At 26.1% G+C, this 14,381-nt stretch carries 15 protein-coding genes, 2 pseudogenes and 1 other annotated feature; of the genes and pseudogenes, 11 read left to right on the plus strand and 6 right to left on the minus strand.

Features of this window, described 5'->3' with window-relative positions; translation table 4 throughout:
- Positions 1 to 44: 44 nt before the first annotated feature.
- From SGLAD_RS00210 to SGLAD_RS05435, 9 genes are all read left to right on the plus strand, one after another.
- Positions 45 to 461, plus strand: a complete 417-nt coding sequence (locus SGLAD_RS00210) for a lipoprotein (RefSeq protein WP_134297044.1) — start codon at positions 45 to 47, stop codon at positions 459 to 461.
- Positions 462 to 1,142: 681 nt separating this feature from the next.
- Complete coding sequence (locus SGLAD_RS00215) at positions 1,143 to 1,952, plus strand: HAD-IIB family hydrolase (RefSeq protein ID WP_134297045.1); 810 nt, start codon at positions 1,143 to 1,145, stop codon at positions 1,950 to 1,952.
- A 1-nt stretch (position 1,953) separates the two neighbouring features.
- On the plus strand, positions 1,954 to 2,331 hold the full coding sequence (locus SGLAD_RS00220; RefSeq protein ID WP_134297046.1) for a MerR family transcriptional regulator: 378 nt from the start codon (positions 1,954 to 1,956) through the stop codon (positions 2,329 to 2,331).
- A 14-nt stretch (positions 2,332 to 2,345) separates the two neighbouring features.
- Positions 2,346 to 3,374: a zinc-binding dehydrogenase gene (locus SGLAD_RS00225; RefSeq protein ID WP_134297047.1), complete on the plus strand. Its 1,029-nt coding sequence runs from the start codon at positions 2,346 to 2,348 to the stop codon at positions 3,372 to 3,374.
- Positions 3,375 to 3,449: 75 nt separating this feature from the next.
- Positions 3,450 to 4,247: a Cof-type HAD-IIB family hydrolase gene (locus SGLAD_RS00230; RefSeq protein ID WP_134297048.1), complete on the plus strand. Its 798-nt coding sequence runs from the start codon at positions 3,450 to 3,452 to the stop codon at positions 4,245 to 4,247.
- Positions 4,248 to 4,391: 144 nt separating this feature from the next.
- Positions 4,392 to 4,541, plus strand: coding sequence for a hypothetical protein (locus tag SGLAD_RS05280; RefSeq protein ID WP_166739142.1), 150 nt, complete (start codon positions 4,392 to 4,394; stop codon positions 4,539 to 4,541).
- 560 nt (positions 4,542 to 5,101) lie between these two features.
- Positions 5,102 to 5,257: a sequence feature (ribosomal protein L10 leader region), on the plus strand.
- Positions 5,258 to 5,287: 30 nt separating this feature from the next.
- On the plus strand, positions 5,288 to 5,788 hold the full coding sequence (gene rplJ / locus SGLAD_RS00235; RefSeq protein ID WP_134297049.1) for a 50S ribosomal protein L10: 501 nt from the start codon (positions 5,288 to 5,290) through the stop codon (positions 5,786 to 5,788).
- A 55-nt stretch (positions 5,789 to 5,843) separates the two neighbouring features.
- Positions 5,844 to 6,209 (plus strand): 50S ribosomal protein L7/L12, encoded by a 366-nt coding sequence (rplL, locus tag SGLAD_RS00240; protein ID WP_134297050.1) that lies wholly within the window; start codon positions 5,844 to 5,846, stop codon positions 6,207 to 6,209.
- A gap of 94 nt (positions 6,210 to 6,303) precedes the next feature.
- Positions 6,304 to 6,888, plus strand: a complete 585-nt coding sequence (locus SGLAD_RS05435) for a CatB-related O-acetyltransferase (RefSeq protein WP_134297051.1) — start codon at positions 6,304 to 6,306, stop codon at positions 6,886 to 6,888.
- Between the two features lie 195 nt (positions 6,889 to 7,083).
- Here the strand turns inward: SGLAD_RS05435 and SGLAD_RS00250 are convergent, their stop codons facing one another.
- The 5 genes and pseudogenes from SGLAD_RS00250 to SGLAD_RS00260 form a co-directional block, all read right to left on the minus strand.
- Positions 7,084 to 7,362: an IS3 family transposase gene (locus SGLAD_RS00250; protein WP_166739143.1), complete on the minus strand. Its 279-nt coding sequence runs from the start codon at positions 7,360 to 7,362 to the stop codon at positions 7,084 to 7,086.
- Positions 7,363 to 7,509: 147 nt separating this feature from the next.
- On the minus strand, positions 7,510 to 7,683 hold the full coding sequence (locus tag SGLAD_RS05285; RefSeq protein ID WP_166739144.1) for a hypothetical protein: 174 nt from the start codon (positions 7,681 to 7,683) through the stop codon (positions 7,510 to 7,512).
- 60 nt (positions 7,684 to 7,743) lie between these two features.
- Positions 7,744 to 7,851, minus strand: a pseudogene (locus SGLAD_RS05495) (hypothetical protein); the annotation flags it as partial.
- Entirely contained in the window at positions 7,835 to 8,041 is a 207-nt protein-coding gene (locus SGLAD_RS00255) for a hypothetical protein (protein WP_134297053.1), read from the minus strand. The pseudogene SGLAD_RS05495 and the gene SGLAD_RS00255, both read right to left, overlap by 17 nt.
- A complete protein-coding gene (locus SGLAD_RS00260) occupies positions 8,013 to 8,339 on the minus strand; it encodes a hypothetical protein (RefSeq protein ID WP_134297054.1) in 327 nt (108 codons plus the stop codon). The genes SGLAD_RS00255 and SGLAD_RS00260 overlap by 29 nt, the downstream gene beginning before the upstream one ends.
- 386 nt (positions 8,340 to 8,725) lie before the next feature.
- Between SGLAD_RS00260 and SGLAD_RS00265 the strand changes: the two genes are divergently transcribed.
- Complete coding sequence (locus tag SGLAD_RS00265; protein ID WP_134297055.1) at positions 8,726 to 8,959, plus strand: hypothetical protein; 234 nt, start codon at positions 8,726 to 8,728, stop codon at positions 8,957 to 8,959.
- A gap of 26 nt (positions 8,960 to 8,985) precedes the next feature.
- On the opposite strand, the pseudogene SGLAD_RS00270 reads toward SGLAD_RS00265, so the two are convergent.
- Positions 8,986 to 10,355 (minus strand): annotated as a pseudogene (locus SGLAD_RS00270) (ISNCY family transposase).
- A gap of 194 nt (positions 10,356 to 10,549) precedes the next feature.
- Between SGLAD_RS00270 and rpoB the strand changes: the two are divergent.
- Positions 10,550 to 14,380 carry a DNA-directed RNA polymerase subunit beta gene (gene rpoB / locus SGLAD_RS00280; RefSeq protein ID WP_134297058.1) on the plus strand — a complete coding sequence of 1,277 codons (3,831 nt, stop codon included), beginning with the start codon at positions 10,550 to 10,552 and terminating at the stop codon, positions 14,378 to 14,380.
- The last annotated feature ends 1 nt before the right edge of the window (position 14,381 follow it).

A 14,381-nucleotide genomic window follows, 5' to 3' on the forward strand; every position in this document is an offset into this window, starting at 1 on the left:
TAATTAACTTAGGTTTAATTATCAAAGAAGTAGGAGATAAAAACGTGAAAAAATTACTTAGTTTATTAGGGGCTATGGGAATGATTACAACTACTTCAAGTACAGTTGTCGCATGTCCAGATAATGGCAATGAAGTAAAAGATTTAAATAACATGACAACAAAAAACTTAGGAGATATTAAAGGAACAGAAAGTTTATCATCAATTTTTGAAATTGTTCAAGCAATAAATGTGGTAAACAAAGATTATGGTTTACAAGATAGTGATGTTGAATTTGATGGAACACCAACAACTTTTAAAGCAACTTTAAAAGCAAAAACAGACTCAAAAAACTTTACAGGATCTGTTGAAGTAAGTTACAAACACATTCAAGAAAAATTAGATTTATCAACTATTAAAGTTGAAGAAAATGGTTTTAAAAGAGCTGCTCCAAATGAAAAAGGTAGTTTAAAAATTAGTTAATTAGATAACAGCTCACTACTTATTAAAGGAAAGTCAGCAACATTTGAATTAAACTTTTTTGAAGATAGAAAAGACTTAAATTCAATAGCAGAAAGCGATAGAGTTATAAAAGTTAATTCAGTGGATTAAAGTGTAGCTGAAGAAGCAGCAATTGAATTAATCAAAGAAAAACTAAAACTTAGTCTTTTAGAAGCTAATGACATTTTATTTTCAGAATTTGCATTCAAACATGATAAGGGTAGCAATAAAATTACAGGAAAACTAAATATAAAATCTAAGGAAAGTAACTTAAAAATAAAAGGCAATATTTATTTAGATATAGAGGATAGTAGGTTAGACCTCGGGAATGGTGAAATTTTTAAAAGAGATATAGGAGATGTTAAAGGTGTAGGGAAAAATGCAACATTAGATGAAGCAATAACATGATTTAATGCAATAAATCCAAATTATTAAATCTCTAAAAATGACGTAATGTTTGTAGAAGATTCAGTAAGCAATCAAGGCGCTACTTTAAAATCAATACCTAGCTCTAAATATTATTTTGGAAAACTAACTTAAATTGAAATTATACACAGTAACAATAATATTTAAATTTATGAAAAATTTTTCATATTTTTTTTATAAATCACTTGCATTAACCTTAGGTCAATGTTTTAAAATAACATTGTAAGGAAAAAAGATATGAGTAAAAAATGATGATTTTCAGATTATGATGGAACAATTTTATTAGATTCTTCAGAAGGTATTTATAAACAAGACTTAGACTTTATTAATAAATGAATAAGAAACAATAATAACTTTGTAATTGCTTCTGGAAGAAATAGAGATGATTTAAAAAATATTTTAAAAACAAACAACTTAATTTATAACTATTTAATAACAAATAATGGAGCAATGGTACACGACAAAAATGATAAAGTAATTTTACACAAAACAATTTCTTTAGAAGTTAGAAAAGATATTTTAAAACTTATTAATAAATGAAAAGATAAAGTAGGTATACAACTTTTATTTGGTAATGAAAGTTTAACTGTGTCATGTATAAAAAATAAAAGAAAGGATGTAGAACCTAATCAAATGGTAGAACTACATTGATTAAAAGTAAATAATTTATCTTTAAATTTTGAAAGTAAAGTTTTAAACGATAAAAACTTAGACACAATAAAATTTTATAGTTATTTAGAAGATCTTGACTGTATTGAAAAAGATTTTGCAATTATAAAAAATACACGTTATATGCAAACTTATTATTTTGTATTAGAACTAACAAATAAAGAAGCCTCTAAATTAGATGGAATAAAAGAAATACAAAAAATATTTAATATAAAAGAAAATGACATTTATGTTTCAGGTGATGGAGAAAATGATATTGAAATGCTTGAAGCTTTTCAAAACTCTTTTGTTGTATCTTCAGGAAACAAAAAAGCTTTAAAAGCAGGTAAACATGTTATTGACTCGATAAGTGATATTAAAAAATATGTAGAGGAATAAAATGATGGAAACAAAAAAATTTTATGTAAGTGAAATTGCAAAACAATTTCACTTAACCCAAAACACTATAAGATTTTATGAAAAAAAAGGTTTATTACCTTGTATGAAAAGAGATTCAAACAATTATCGTTATATTTTAGAAGAAGATATTAAATGATTTAATACAGTTATTTGTTTAAAAAAAACAGGTATGTCTATAAGTGATATTAAAAAGTATATTTCACTAGCACAAAAGGGAAACACAAGTGCTAACGAACGTTTAGAAATGATTACAAAACAAAAAACACAAGTTGTTAATCAAATAGAGTTTTTAAAAAAACAACTAGAGTTTCTAAATTATAAAACAGATTTTTACAAAAAAATTTTAGAAAATAAATAAAGGAGATTAATTATATGAAAGCAGTTTTTGGAAGCAACTATCCTAATAAAGTTGTAGAAATAAAAGATGTAGAAAAACCAAAAAACTTAAAAGAAGATGAAGTACTAGTAAAAACTTTATTTTGTAGTTTGTGCCATAGTGATTTGAGCATGGCAATTGGAGAATGAGGAGAAAAATCAAAAACAAGTGTTGGTCATGAATCTATTGGAGAAGTTGTTGAGATTGGTAAAAATGTAAAAGATTTGCAAGTTGGAGATTATGTTGTAGGACCAGCTGGTATTCGTGGTGCATGTGAAGAGTGTAAATATTGTTTAAGAGGTGAAGAAGTATTTTGTAGTGAAGGTATTTTTATTGATAAACGTGGCTATGGAACAATGCAAGAATATACTATTGAAAAAGCAAACTTTAGTATAAAAGTTCCCAAAAATATAGATCTTGCTTCAGCGTGTATTATTACATGTGCTGGACTAACAGTTTATAAAGGTTTTAAATTAGCTAATACTATTAAAAATGACATTGTTGCAATTTATGGAATTGGAGGTTTAGGAAATATTGCAATTGAGTATGCTAAAAATGTTTTTGGTTTAAAAGTAATTGCAATTGGTTCGAATGAAGACAGTTTAAAAATAGCGAAAGAAAAAGGAGCAGACCTAATTATAAATTGAAAAAAACAAAATGTAGAGTCTGAAATTAATAAATTCACAAATAACCAAGGTGTAGATTTAGCAATGGTAACTAGTTCTACTATTGAACAATTTAGTTTAGCTTTAAAAAGCTTAGCTCCTTTAGGAAAACTTTGTTCAATAGGTTTACCTAATAAAGATTTAAATATAAATATTTTAGATTTAACATTCGGACAAAAAACAATATATGGATCATTGATTGGAACTAGACAAGATTTAAAAGAAGCTTTACAAGCTTTATACGATAATAAAGTTCATCCTGATTTTGAAATTAAATCAATTGATAAGGCAGAGAAGTACTTTGAATTAATGAATGAAAATAAACTTTTTAAACGAATTGTGTTTGATTTCTCAAAATAATCTTTAAAGATTATTTTTTTAATGCTTTAACAAACTTTGTTTTATAATATTTAAGAATAGAAAAAAGGTAAAAAAATGAAGTGATGATTTTCAGATTATGATGGAACAATTAATCTAAACCATAATGATTCAATTGATCCAAAAGATTTAAATTTTATAAATCGTTGAATAAAACAAGGAAATACTTTTGCTATTGCAACAGGAAGAATGGTTGGAGAAATACAAGATATTTTAAAAAAAGCAAAAGTACCTTACAACTATATAATTTGTAACAATGGAGCAATGGTTTATGAAAAAGAAAAAGGAATAATTGCCAAAACCCCAATACCTTTTGAATATCGTAAAAATATAAGTGAGATATTTAAAGAATTAAGAAATAATTTTATTTTAGGCTATTGTCTTTTAGATCAAAGAATGTCCTACTCAAAAATATACACAAAAGAAGTTGAGGAAAATCCTTTTTTAATAAAGTATGCGCCTAAAAAAAATAATTTTGAACAAGGACAAAAAGATATTTTAGAAAACCCTGATTTAAATTTGTTATATATTTATATAAATCAATCTGAAGCAAGAGATGTAAAAAAAATGTTACAAGAAAAGTTTAAAGGTTTGAAAGTTGTAAGAACTCACGCAAATGTAATTGAAGTAATGCATAAAGAAGTTTCTAAAGCGCATGGAATATTGGAAATTCAAAAATTAAAACATTTTGAATTAGACGATGTTATTACAAGTGGTGATGGCGAAAATGATATTGAGATGTTAGCTTTAACAAAAAACTCTTTTGTTATGAAAAATTATCAACCTGGTGTTGAAGAATACGGAAAGCACATAATTTCTAATGTTTGAGAAATTGAGGAGTATCTTAAAAAATAATATTATAAGTTTTTATAAAAAAATTTAAATTAATGTATATGAAATAACTCGTATTAAGATTACAATAACTAAAATTTTAAAACTGATTATATTATATTTCCGTTAGCTTTTTTGTAAAACTTTATTTCTTGAAAAATAAAGCTCATGATTTATCGAGTTGTCAAATACTGACCTGGAATTATTAAAGGTTTTAATGGTACACCAACGTTAGAAGAAATTGTTAATTCTGTAAATATAAGTAAGGAAAAATATAATCTTAATTATTCTGATGTTTATTATAAATATGATAACTAACCAAACAATAATCACGCTGTTATTTATTCTAGTTGAAGAACATTTATTTTTTTGGTATCGCTAATATTAACTATAAAAATATAATATTAGAAAAATTTATATGAATTAGAAGATGAAAATGTATAAATTTATTTAAACAGAAACGTTGATAAAAATGTCATCAAACAAGCAATTCTAACAATTAACATTTTTTTTAATATAGAAATAAAAAATGATTTGGATATAAAAATTAATAATATAATTATACAAAAAGATGAGAAATCGGAAAGTGTAGATATAGCACATTAAAATCTAGCCAAATTTTTATAGTTAATAAAATATGAAAAAAGACTTAACATCATTATCTAGTGAAGATTTAATTTTACAACCCAAAAAAGAATCAAAAGGAGTAATTACTATAATATTACTTCCTAATAGTTTATATATAAAAGTTGATAAAAAGGCTATAATTTTATTATCTCTTGATTGATTATTTTACTTGTTACATAATTGCTTGTTATTCATAAATATGTTTATTAGATTTTTAAAAAGTATAAGACACATACTTTAAATATGGTATTATATTAATGCTATTCGTACCAAAGAAAGTAACAGGGTTAAACCCTTAATTTGTTACCGAGGAATGAAATTATATTACATACTATTTTTTAAAATAGATATTTAGTGTATTTTTAATTAACCTCGTAAATAACTTTTCGAGGTTTTATTTTGATTTAATTTTGAATAGTGAAAAGGAGGTCGTACTAGTGTCAGTTTCAAGACCAGCACATGCTAAAAAAGATGAAATTGTAAAAGATATTACTAACAGAATTAAAAACTGCAAAGGAATGGTAATAGCTGAATACAAAAACTTATCAGTTGCTCAAATGACGCAATTAAGAAACAAGGCTCGTGAACAAGGAATCTTTATAAAAGTTTATAAAGATAGCTTAGTTTCAAGAGCAATTGAACAATTAAAAATAACAGGTTTAGAACCATATTTAACACAACAAAACGTGTACATATTTTCAGATGAAGAAGCTTTATATCCTGCAAAATTAGTTGATAATTTTGCAAAATTAAATAAAGATTTAAAGTTAAAAGCTGGAATTTATGAAGGTAACGTTATGGATACAGCAGCAATTAACGAAATTGCTTCTCTACCATCAAAAGAAGAACTATACTCAATGTTTGCTTCTTCACTTATTTACCCACTACGTCAATTTATGTTGACAGTAAAAGAAATCGCAAAAACAAGATCAGAATAATTTAAATTAAAGTGTACTAATAGCAAATTTAATTATTTGAAAAGGAGAAACTATCATGGCAATTACAAAAGATGATATTATTAAAGCTTTAGAAGAAATGAAGTTAACTGAGTTAAACGATTTAGTTAAAGCAATCGAAGACCACTTTGGAGTTGTTGCAGCAGCAGCAGTTGCAGCACCAGCTGCTGGAGCAGCAGATGCAGCACCAACAGAAGTTAATGTTTTATTAACAAATCCTGGAGGAAACAAAGTTGCAGTTATTAAAATTGTAAAAGAATTAACAGGATTAGGATTGATGGATGCTAAAAAATTAGTTGATGGAACATTACCAGCAACTATTAAAGAAAACGTAAAAGTTGAAGATGCAGAAGCAATCAAAAAACAATTAATGGATGCTGGAGCATCAGTGGATCTAAAATAATTTTAACAATTCCAAAAAGATTGATTACTCTTTCTATAAAAATTATGTTATATAATTTTGTAGAAAGAGTTTTTTTGAATTTAAAGAGGTATTTATGGCAAAATCAAACAAAATAGATTTTTTAAAAGATTATATAACAAACGAAGGTATAGAAGTAGGTGACTATACTTACTTTTATTCTCTTAATGGAGTCCAAGGACTAAAGGAATTTCAAAATAAAAATGTTTTATATCACTTCCCTAAAATAACAAAAACAAAATTAATAATTGGTAAATTTTGTGCGATTGCAGAAGATGTAAAGTTTATAATGAGTGGAGCAGAGCATAGAATTAACTCGTATTCAACTTATCCATTCGAAATGTTTTTAGAGTTTAGTAACAAATCAAAAATAAATTTAAAAAAGAATTATAAAAGCAATACCATTGTAGAAAATGATGTATGAATTGGTTATGGTGCTACTATTTTACCAGGAGTAAAAATTGGTAATGGGGCTATAATTGGTGCAAAAAGTGTTGTTACTAAAAATGTTGAACCTTACACAGTTGTTGCTGGAAATCCAGCAAAAGTTATAAGAAAAAGATTTGATAATAAAAAAATCTTCTACTTATTAGATTTAAAATGATGAGATAAACCAATAGATAAAATAATTAAACTTTTAGAAACTCTTACTAATGAATAAAATAATTTTAAGCATATTTTTATAGGTGTAATTAATTTTTACCCTTATATTTTTAAGTTACTAAAATAAATTTTATTTATCTAGAATAAAGTAAGGTTTTTTTTACTTTTTAAAAATACTCAAAATTATTAATAACAATTTAAATTAAATTTATTTTGAATTTAAATATACTTTGTCAAGTATAAAAAATGTTTTTTATAAGAATACTTCAAAATTATTTGAAGTATTTTTTTTATGTGGAATAAAACCGATATAAGCATATGCCGGAGGTCCATTATGTTTAATCATTATTCTTGTATAGTTATAAAACTCTACATAATTATCTATTACCTTTTTTAGATTGATAAAACTATTTTGTTTTAATTTAGTTTTTCATTCTTCTTTTAATGAAGAGAAAAAAGTTTCACACATTGCATTATAAATAGAGTTACCAGGTCTAGATATTGATATTATCATGTTATTTTTTTTTAGCATATCGTCTCGCAAATACAGATGTGTACTGAATTCCATTATTAGAATGAATAATTAGTTTTTTAGATATATCTTTTCTATGTAGCGAAGCTTTTTCCAGTGATTTTTTATAAATATCTATATCGTTTTTTAAAGATACTTCATGACCGACTATAAACCCAGTATTTGATCTTTTATAACACTTAAATATGCAAACTTTTTGTTAAACAGTATATAAGTGACATTTGTAACTCATAACTCATTTTTTGAGTATAAAGATCAGTTTCTATTAATATGATTAGGACCGTGTATTATTTTTTTGACTTCTTTAAGTTTTCTATTCATTTTTTTAACTCTTATAACTGAATATAATTTAAATATTTTCATAATTCTAGATATCTTAGTTTGGCTTACCATATTGCCTTTATTATTTAAAATTATTTTTATTATTAGTTCACTATAAATTCCATTGTGCTTCATAAAAATATCTTTTATTTTATAAGCTAAATTCATATCTAATTTTAATTATTGTATTTTGACTTATTTTTTTGTATCAACGATAATAACTAGCTCTAGTTATATTTAATAATTTACATAAAGAAAAAATTGCATATGTATTTTTATATTTATCTATTGTTTTGTAATAATTAATTATTCTTTTTTTGAATCCTCTGCTAGTTCATTGAACTTTTAAAAACCTCATTCTCCATTTCCAATCATTTTAATTTTTTGTTAAGTTTAGCGATTTTTTTGTCTTTTGGATCTTTTGAATTAGTTCTAATTTTTCCGTGATGTTTGTTGTGTTTTCCTGTTTTTGAAATGAGTGATTCATCACCATAAACTTCTCAATCTAAACACATTCTTCTAACTGTTGAATATGATATGTTGTAAGTTTTTGGTAAATCTCTAAAAGATAAATTTTGCTTAAAGTATTTATTTATTAATTCTTTTTTAGTATCAAAATCTAGAATATTTGATTTGTTTCCTTTTAAATTTGCCATATAAAAAATTCTCCTTGTATAATTTTATGTTTTTTTTAACATAATGTATACTTAGAGAATTATATTTAGATAATCTCATTTATTTGTTTTTATTTTATTAATTTTTAGAAAAAGCAAAACAACATATAATATAAGTAATAAGTTAGGAAAATTATATGATTCTTTTTATTAATATTACAAATATTTTTAGAAACCAGTAATTCTTCTTAAAAGCTCTATAAATCTATTAAAAAAGAGTTTATCTTTGATAAAGAAACAAAACAATAAATAAAAAAATCAAATATTACTTAGCAATAGAATGTATCAATATTTTTATTGCTTTGACTTTTATGTTATAGGCTTTTATATTTTATAAGTACAATTTTGATGAAGTTATTTATTTTCTTATGATAGGAATTGCAGGTATTTTTGTAATAGCCATCTATATTGCTGACAACACATTTGCATTATTAACTTATAAATTATTTTATAGTTGTATAGAAATAAATAAAAAATCATATTTAACAATTTTGTATGTAATTGCCTTAACTTTTTTTCCTATAATAGGATTTTTTGCAATGTTATTTATATTAAAAATACAACAAAAATTATTAAGAAGTACTGTATATGATTATTTATAAAAAAAACGTAATTTCTATGTCAATAACTAATTAATTTTTCCTAAAACTTTATTTTTTGAGTTTTTATAAAAGATTCAATTAGTATACTTTCAAGGACTGCTTGTTTTTATTGGCTTATAAATTTTATTTATCTCAGCCGGGTTTTTATCTTCATACACCTCTTTATAAGTAGAATTTTGTAATACTTCTAATAAAGGCATTCATTCGCTATATGAGTTTGAATATAGTTTTCCGTCAAATGTCTCAACAACCATTATTTTTGTTTTATTTTTATAAAAAACTGGTTCTCCATTTGAATGTGGAATATAGTACTTATTTTGGTATTTTATAGTTGAACCCTTATTTACGGTTCTTTCAAATCTTCTAGATAAATAAAAATCTATATTTTTAGTTTCTTCAAAAAATCTAAAAGAATTAGTGATATTCTCTATTTGAAGGGAAAACTGTGAATTATATTTATCTATATATTCATCTAAAAACAAATTAGCTTGGTTTATAGTTGATATATTATTTTCTTTAAGTTCCTTTGGTAGGCGATCTTGAAGTGTATTTCACAACCTTTCAATACGGCCTTTAGTTTGTGGAACGCTAGATGTTGTTAATTTTATTCCTAAGTTGTGACACAAAAATCCGTATTGTGTTAAGGAGTCAGAATGTAGATCTGACTCCTTTTCTTTTGGACTTCAAAATACCGTTCTTTTGTCTGTCAATATTTCTTTAGGAATCCCATAGTTAAGAAAAACTTTCTTTGTGATATTGTAATAACCCATAAGAGTTTCTTCAGTGTCAAAATATAAAGCCAATATTTTGCCAGTAGCATCATCAATAAAACCATGTAGATATCATTTTTCTTCTTTAATTCAGTAATGTACAGAAGCATCTGTTTGCAACCTTTCTCCAAACTCAGTTTTTCTATGTTGCATTGGATGACTATTTTCAATACTTAATAAAGTATTTAAATATTCTTTTTTTTCTATATTTTTTATATTTTGATTTTTTAAACTGTAAGCTATTTTTTGTTTAATTATTTTTTTAGTTACTTTATGTATTCTTGGAGAATACATGTTATTTTCCTTTAAAAACTAAGTAAATATGTATACGAAACTTTTATATTATAATTTTCTAGCAACTTTTCTTGAAAGTGTTTGTAATTGTAGTCACAAAATTCATCTTTATATAATTTAATTATTTTTTGACTAATATCACTGCTTATTCTTCTGCAAGACAATCTGCCAGTGTTCTTATGAATAAAAGCTATGTAACCATTTTTTTTATATTTATTAATTAATATATTTACATTTCTAATTGTTTGACATAACTTTATAGAAGCTGACTCTTTTGTTATTTTTTGATCTATAACGTCTTTGATAATTTCCATTCTCTTTTTTTCATTCATATTTAAATATCTCCTCATTTTAAACCTCCCAATAAAATAATTATAGTTTGGGAAATTTTAATTTGTTATATATAAGGAAAATATCATATGTTATTGACAGATTATTTATAAAAAAAACGTAATTTCTATTGAAATCTACGTTCTTTTAATATAAAATTTGTAAGCGTATGTTTTACTTTAATGGAGGCCACTAAATGAGTTACAAAAACAAACAAGTAAATGCATTAGTTACTCGTCGTGATTATACAAAAGTTTCAGGAAATTTGCCACTACCAAATTTAATTGAATTACAAACTGAAACATTTGATTGATTTATAAAAGAAGGAATTAAAGAAGTTTTTGATGAGGTATTTCCAATCCTTTCAGGAGATGGAGATATCGTTTTAAACTTGATAGATTGAGAATTTAGAGAACCTAGATTATCAGTTCGTCAAGCTAAAGAAGAATCAAAAATCTTTGAAGCTCCAATCTATGCGAATTTAAACTTAACTATCAGACAAGAAGCAACTGAAATCTTTAAAGAAGATATCATTGCAGGAGATATGAAAACATTCTTAAAAGGTTGATTACAAGAAAAAATAGAATCAACAAATGTTGAGTTTAAAAATTCAAAAGACAAGTTATTCTTTTATGAATATAAATCAAAATCAGGAGATAAAGACTCAATTCAAATTGAAATTATCTCAGAATCAGACGAAATGTACATTGCAAATATAGATATTTACAAAACAGGGGAAGTATTCTTTGGTGAGTTTCCTCTTATGACAGATAGAGGAACTTTTATAATCAACGGTAGTGAAAAAGTTGTTGTTTCTCAATTAGTAAGATCACCAGGAAGTTATTTTAAAAAAGAAATGAACCGTAAAAACGGGGAAATGATTTATTATGCAGACATAATTCCTTCAAGAGGAACATGATTAGAATTTGAACTAGATGCTAAAAAGTTGTTAGACAATAAAGTATCTAATATTTTCTATGTAAAAATTGATAAATCAAGAAAAACAACTTCTACAAGTTTATTAACAGCATTCAAAATGGAAAGTCAAGAAGTTATTGACTTATTTGATAATGATCCAATTATTAGTTCAAGCTATGAACAAGATGGACTAACTGGAGATTTAAAAATTGACTTTGAAAATCAAGTACAAGAAATTTATAAAAAAATTAGACAAGGTGAAACTGCTACAACTGAAGGAGCAAGTAAACACTTATATGGATTATTATTTGATAAAAAAAGATATGATCTTACAAAAGCTGGTAGATTTAAGTTAAAACAAAAACTAGCTGTTAAAAATCGTTTAATTGGTAGAGTTTTAGCAGAAGACATAATTGATGTTAATGGTAAAGTTGCCTTTAAAAAGGATACTGAAATAACAAAATCAATGTATTCTCATTTAGAAGAAGTTTTAGATGCAGGAGCTATGGTAAGAACTATTAACTTTAGTGAAGCAATTATTTCAGGTAATGAAATTCAAAAAGTAAAAGTTTATAAAAACAATGACACTAGAGATGAAACAACTACAATTATTGGAGTAACAAACACTAGTGATGATGAATTTATTAATGTACCAGATATTATTGCAACAATTTCATATGCAATTAACCTAATGGGTGACATTGGTGAAGTTGATGATATTGATCACTTAGGTAACAGAAGAGTTAGAACTGTTGGAGAACTATTACAAAACCAATTTAGAATCGGTATGGTTCGTATCGAAAAAAATGTTAGAGAAAAACTAGCAACTTCAAATCCTTTCAAAATGAAACCATCAAGTATTATAAACAATAAACCACTAACAGCTATAATTGGGGAGTTTTTCAACTTATCTCAATTGTCTCAATTTATGGATCAAACTAATCCTTTGGCGGAGTTAACTAACAAACGTCGTTTAACAGCTTTGGGACCTGGAGGACTAAGTAGAGATAGAGCAGCTCTTGAAGTAAGAGACGTTCATACCTCTCACTATGGTAGAATTTGTCCAATTGAAACACCAGAAGGACCAAACATTGGTTTAATTAACAACCTTTCAACTTATGCAAAAATTAATAAATATGGATTCATTGAAACACCATATCGTAAAGTTGTAAAAGGAAAAGTTTTAAATGATGAACACGTTTATTTAACTGCAGATAAAGAAAAAGACTTTATTGTTGCTCAAGCAAATATTCAAACTTCAAAAGATGGAAAAATTTTAGATGAAAGTGTTATTGCTCGTTATAGAGGAGATGACATAATGGCAGACCCAATGGATGTTGATTTTGTTGACGTTTCTCCAAAACAAATTGTTTCAATAGCAACGTCATGTATTCCTTTCTTAGAAAACGATGATGCCAACCGTGCATTAATGGGAGCGAACATGCAACGTCAAGCTGTGCCTTTAATCAATCCAGAGTCTCCAATCGTTGGAACTGGTGTTGAATTTGAAGCGGCACGTGACTCAGGAGATGCTGTTGTTGCTTCTGAAGATGGAATTGTAAGATATGTTGACTCAAAAACAATTACTATTGAAGGAAAAAATGGACCTAGAAGTTATACTTTAAATGATTTTTATAGATCAAATAACGGTACAGCAATTACTCACTTACCAATTGTTAAAGTGGGAGATAAAATAAAAGCAAACGATATTCTAGCTGATGGACCTTCTATGGAAAAAGGAGAATTAGCATTAGGGCAAAATGTTGTTGTTGCCTTTACAACTTGAAATGGTTATAACTTTGAAGATGCTGTTATAGTTTCTGAACGTATTGTTATTGAAGATCGCTTTACTTCTATTCATATTGATGAATATACTTTAGAAAGAAGACAAACTAAACAAGGACCAGAAGAAATCACAAGAGACATTCCAAATATAAGCGAATCTAATAAAAAACATTTAGATAGTGATGGAATTGTTGCAATTGGTACAGAAGTTAAAGTTGGAGATATCCTTGTAGGAAAAGTTACACCAAAATCTCAAACTCAACTATCTCCAGAAGACAAATTATTACATGCAATCTTTGGAGAAAAATCAAGAAATGTTAAAGATAATTCTTTAAGAGTTCCCAATGGGGGAGAAGGAATTATTAAATCAATAAAAAGATTTAGTAAAGCTGATGGTCATGACTTACCAGCAGATATTTTAGAAATTATTAAAATTTATGTTGTTCAAAAACGTAAAATCCAAGAAGGAGATAAAATGGCTGGACGACATGGTAACAAAGGGGTTATTTCAAAAATATTGCCAATCGAAGATATGCCACATATGGAAGATGGAACACCTGTTGATATTATGTTAAACCCTCAAGGAATTCCTTCACGTATGAACATCGGTCAGGTTTTAGAAATTCACTTAGGAATGGCTGCTAAAAAACTTAATTTAAAAGTTTCTACTCCAGTTTTTGAGGGTGTTAAAGAAGACGACTTAAAAGCAATTATGGATGAAGCTGGAATGACAAATTATGGAAAAGTAACATTAATCGATGGAAGAACAGGAGAAGCATATGATAAACCAATTTCTGTTGGAGTTATGTACATGCTAAAACTTTCTCACATGGTTGATGATAAATTACATACAAGAAATATCGGACCTTATTCATTGATTACTCAACAACCGCTTGGAGGAAAGGCTCAAAACGGGGGACAAAGATTTGGAGAAATGGAAGTTTGAGCGCTTGAAGCGTATGGTGCAGCTTACACATTAAGAGAAATCTTAACAATTAAATCTGATGATATTAAAGGACGTATTAAAACTTATGAATCAATTGTTAGATCAAAACCAATTCCAAAACCAGGGATTCCTGAATCATTTAATGTTCTTACAAAAGAAATAATGGGACTAGGATTTGATATGCATATGATTGATGAAGAAGGTAACAAAGTTGCAATCAATGCTTATGAAGAAGATGAAATAGACTTTGCAAACATTGATATTGAAACATCATTTGACTCAAGCGATGTTGAAGATTATAAAGAAACCGGAGAAGATGATGATATTGTCTTTGAAGAAAACGACGACATTGATAATGTTGATTATGATGAAGAATAAG

The sequence above is a fragment of the Spiroplasma gladiatoris genome (assembly GCF_004379335.1).
GTDB lineage: Bacteria > Bacillota_I > Bacilli_A > Mycoplasmatales > Mycoplasmataceae > Spiroplasma_A > Spiroplasma_A gladiatoris.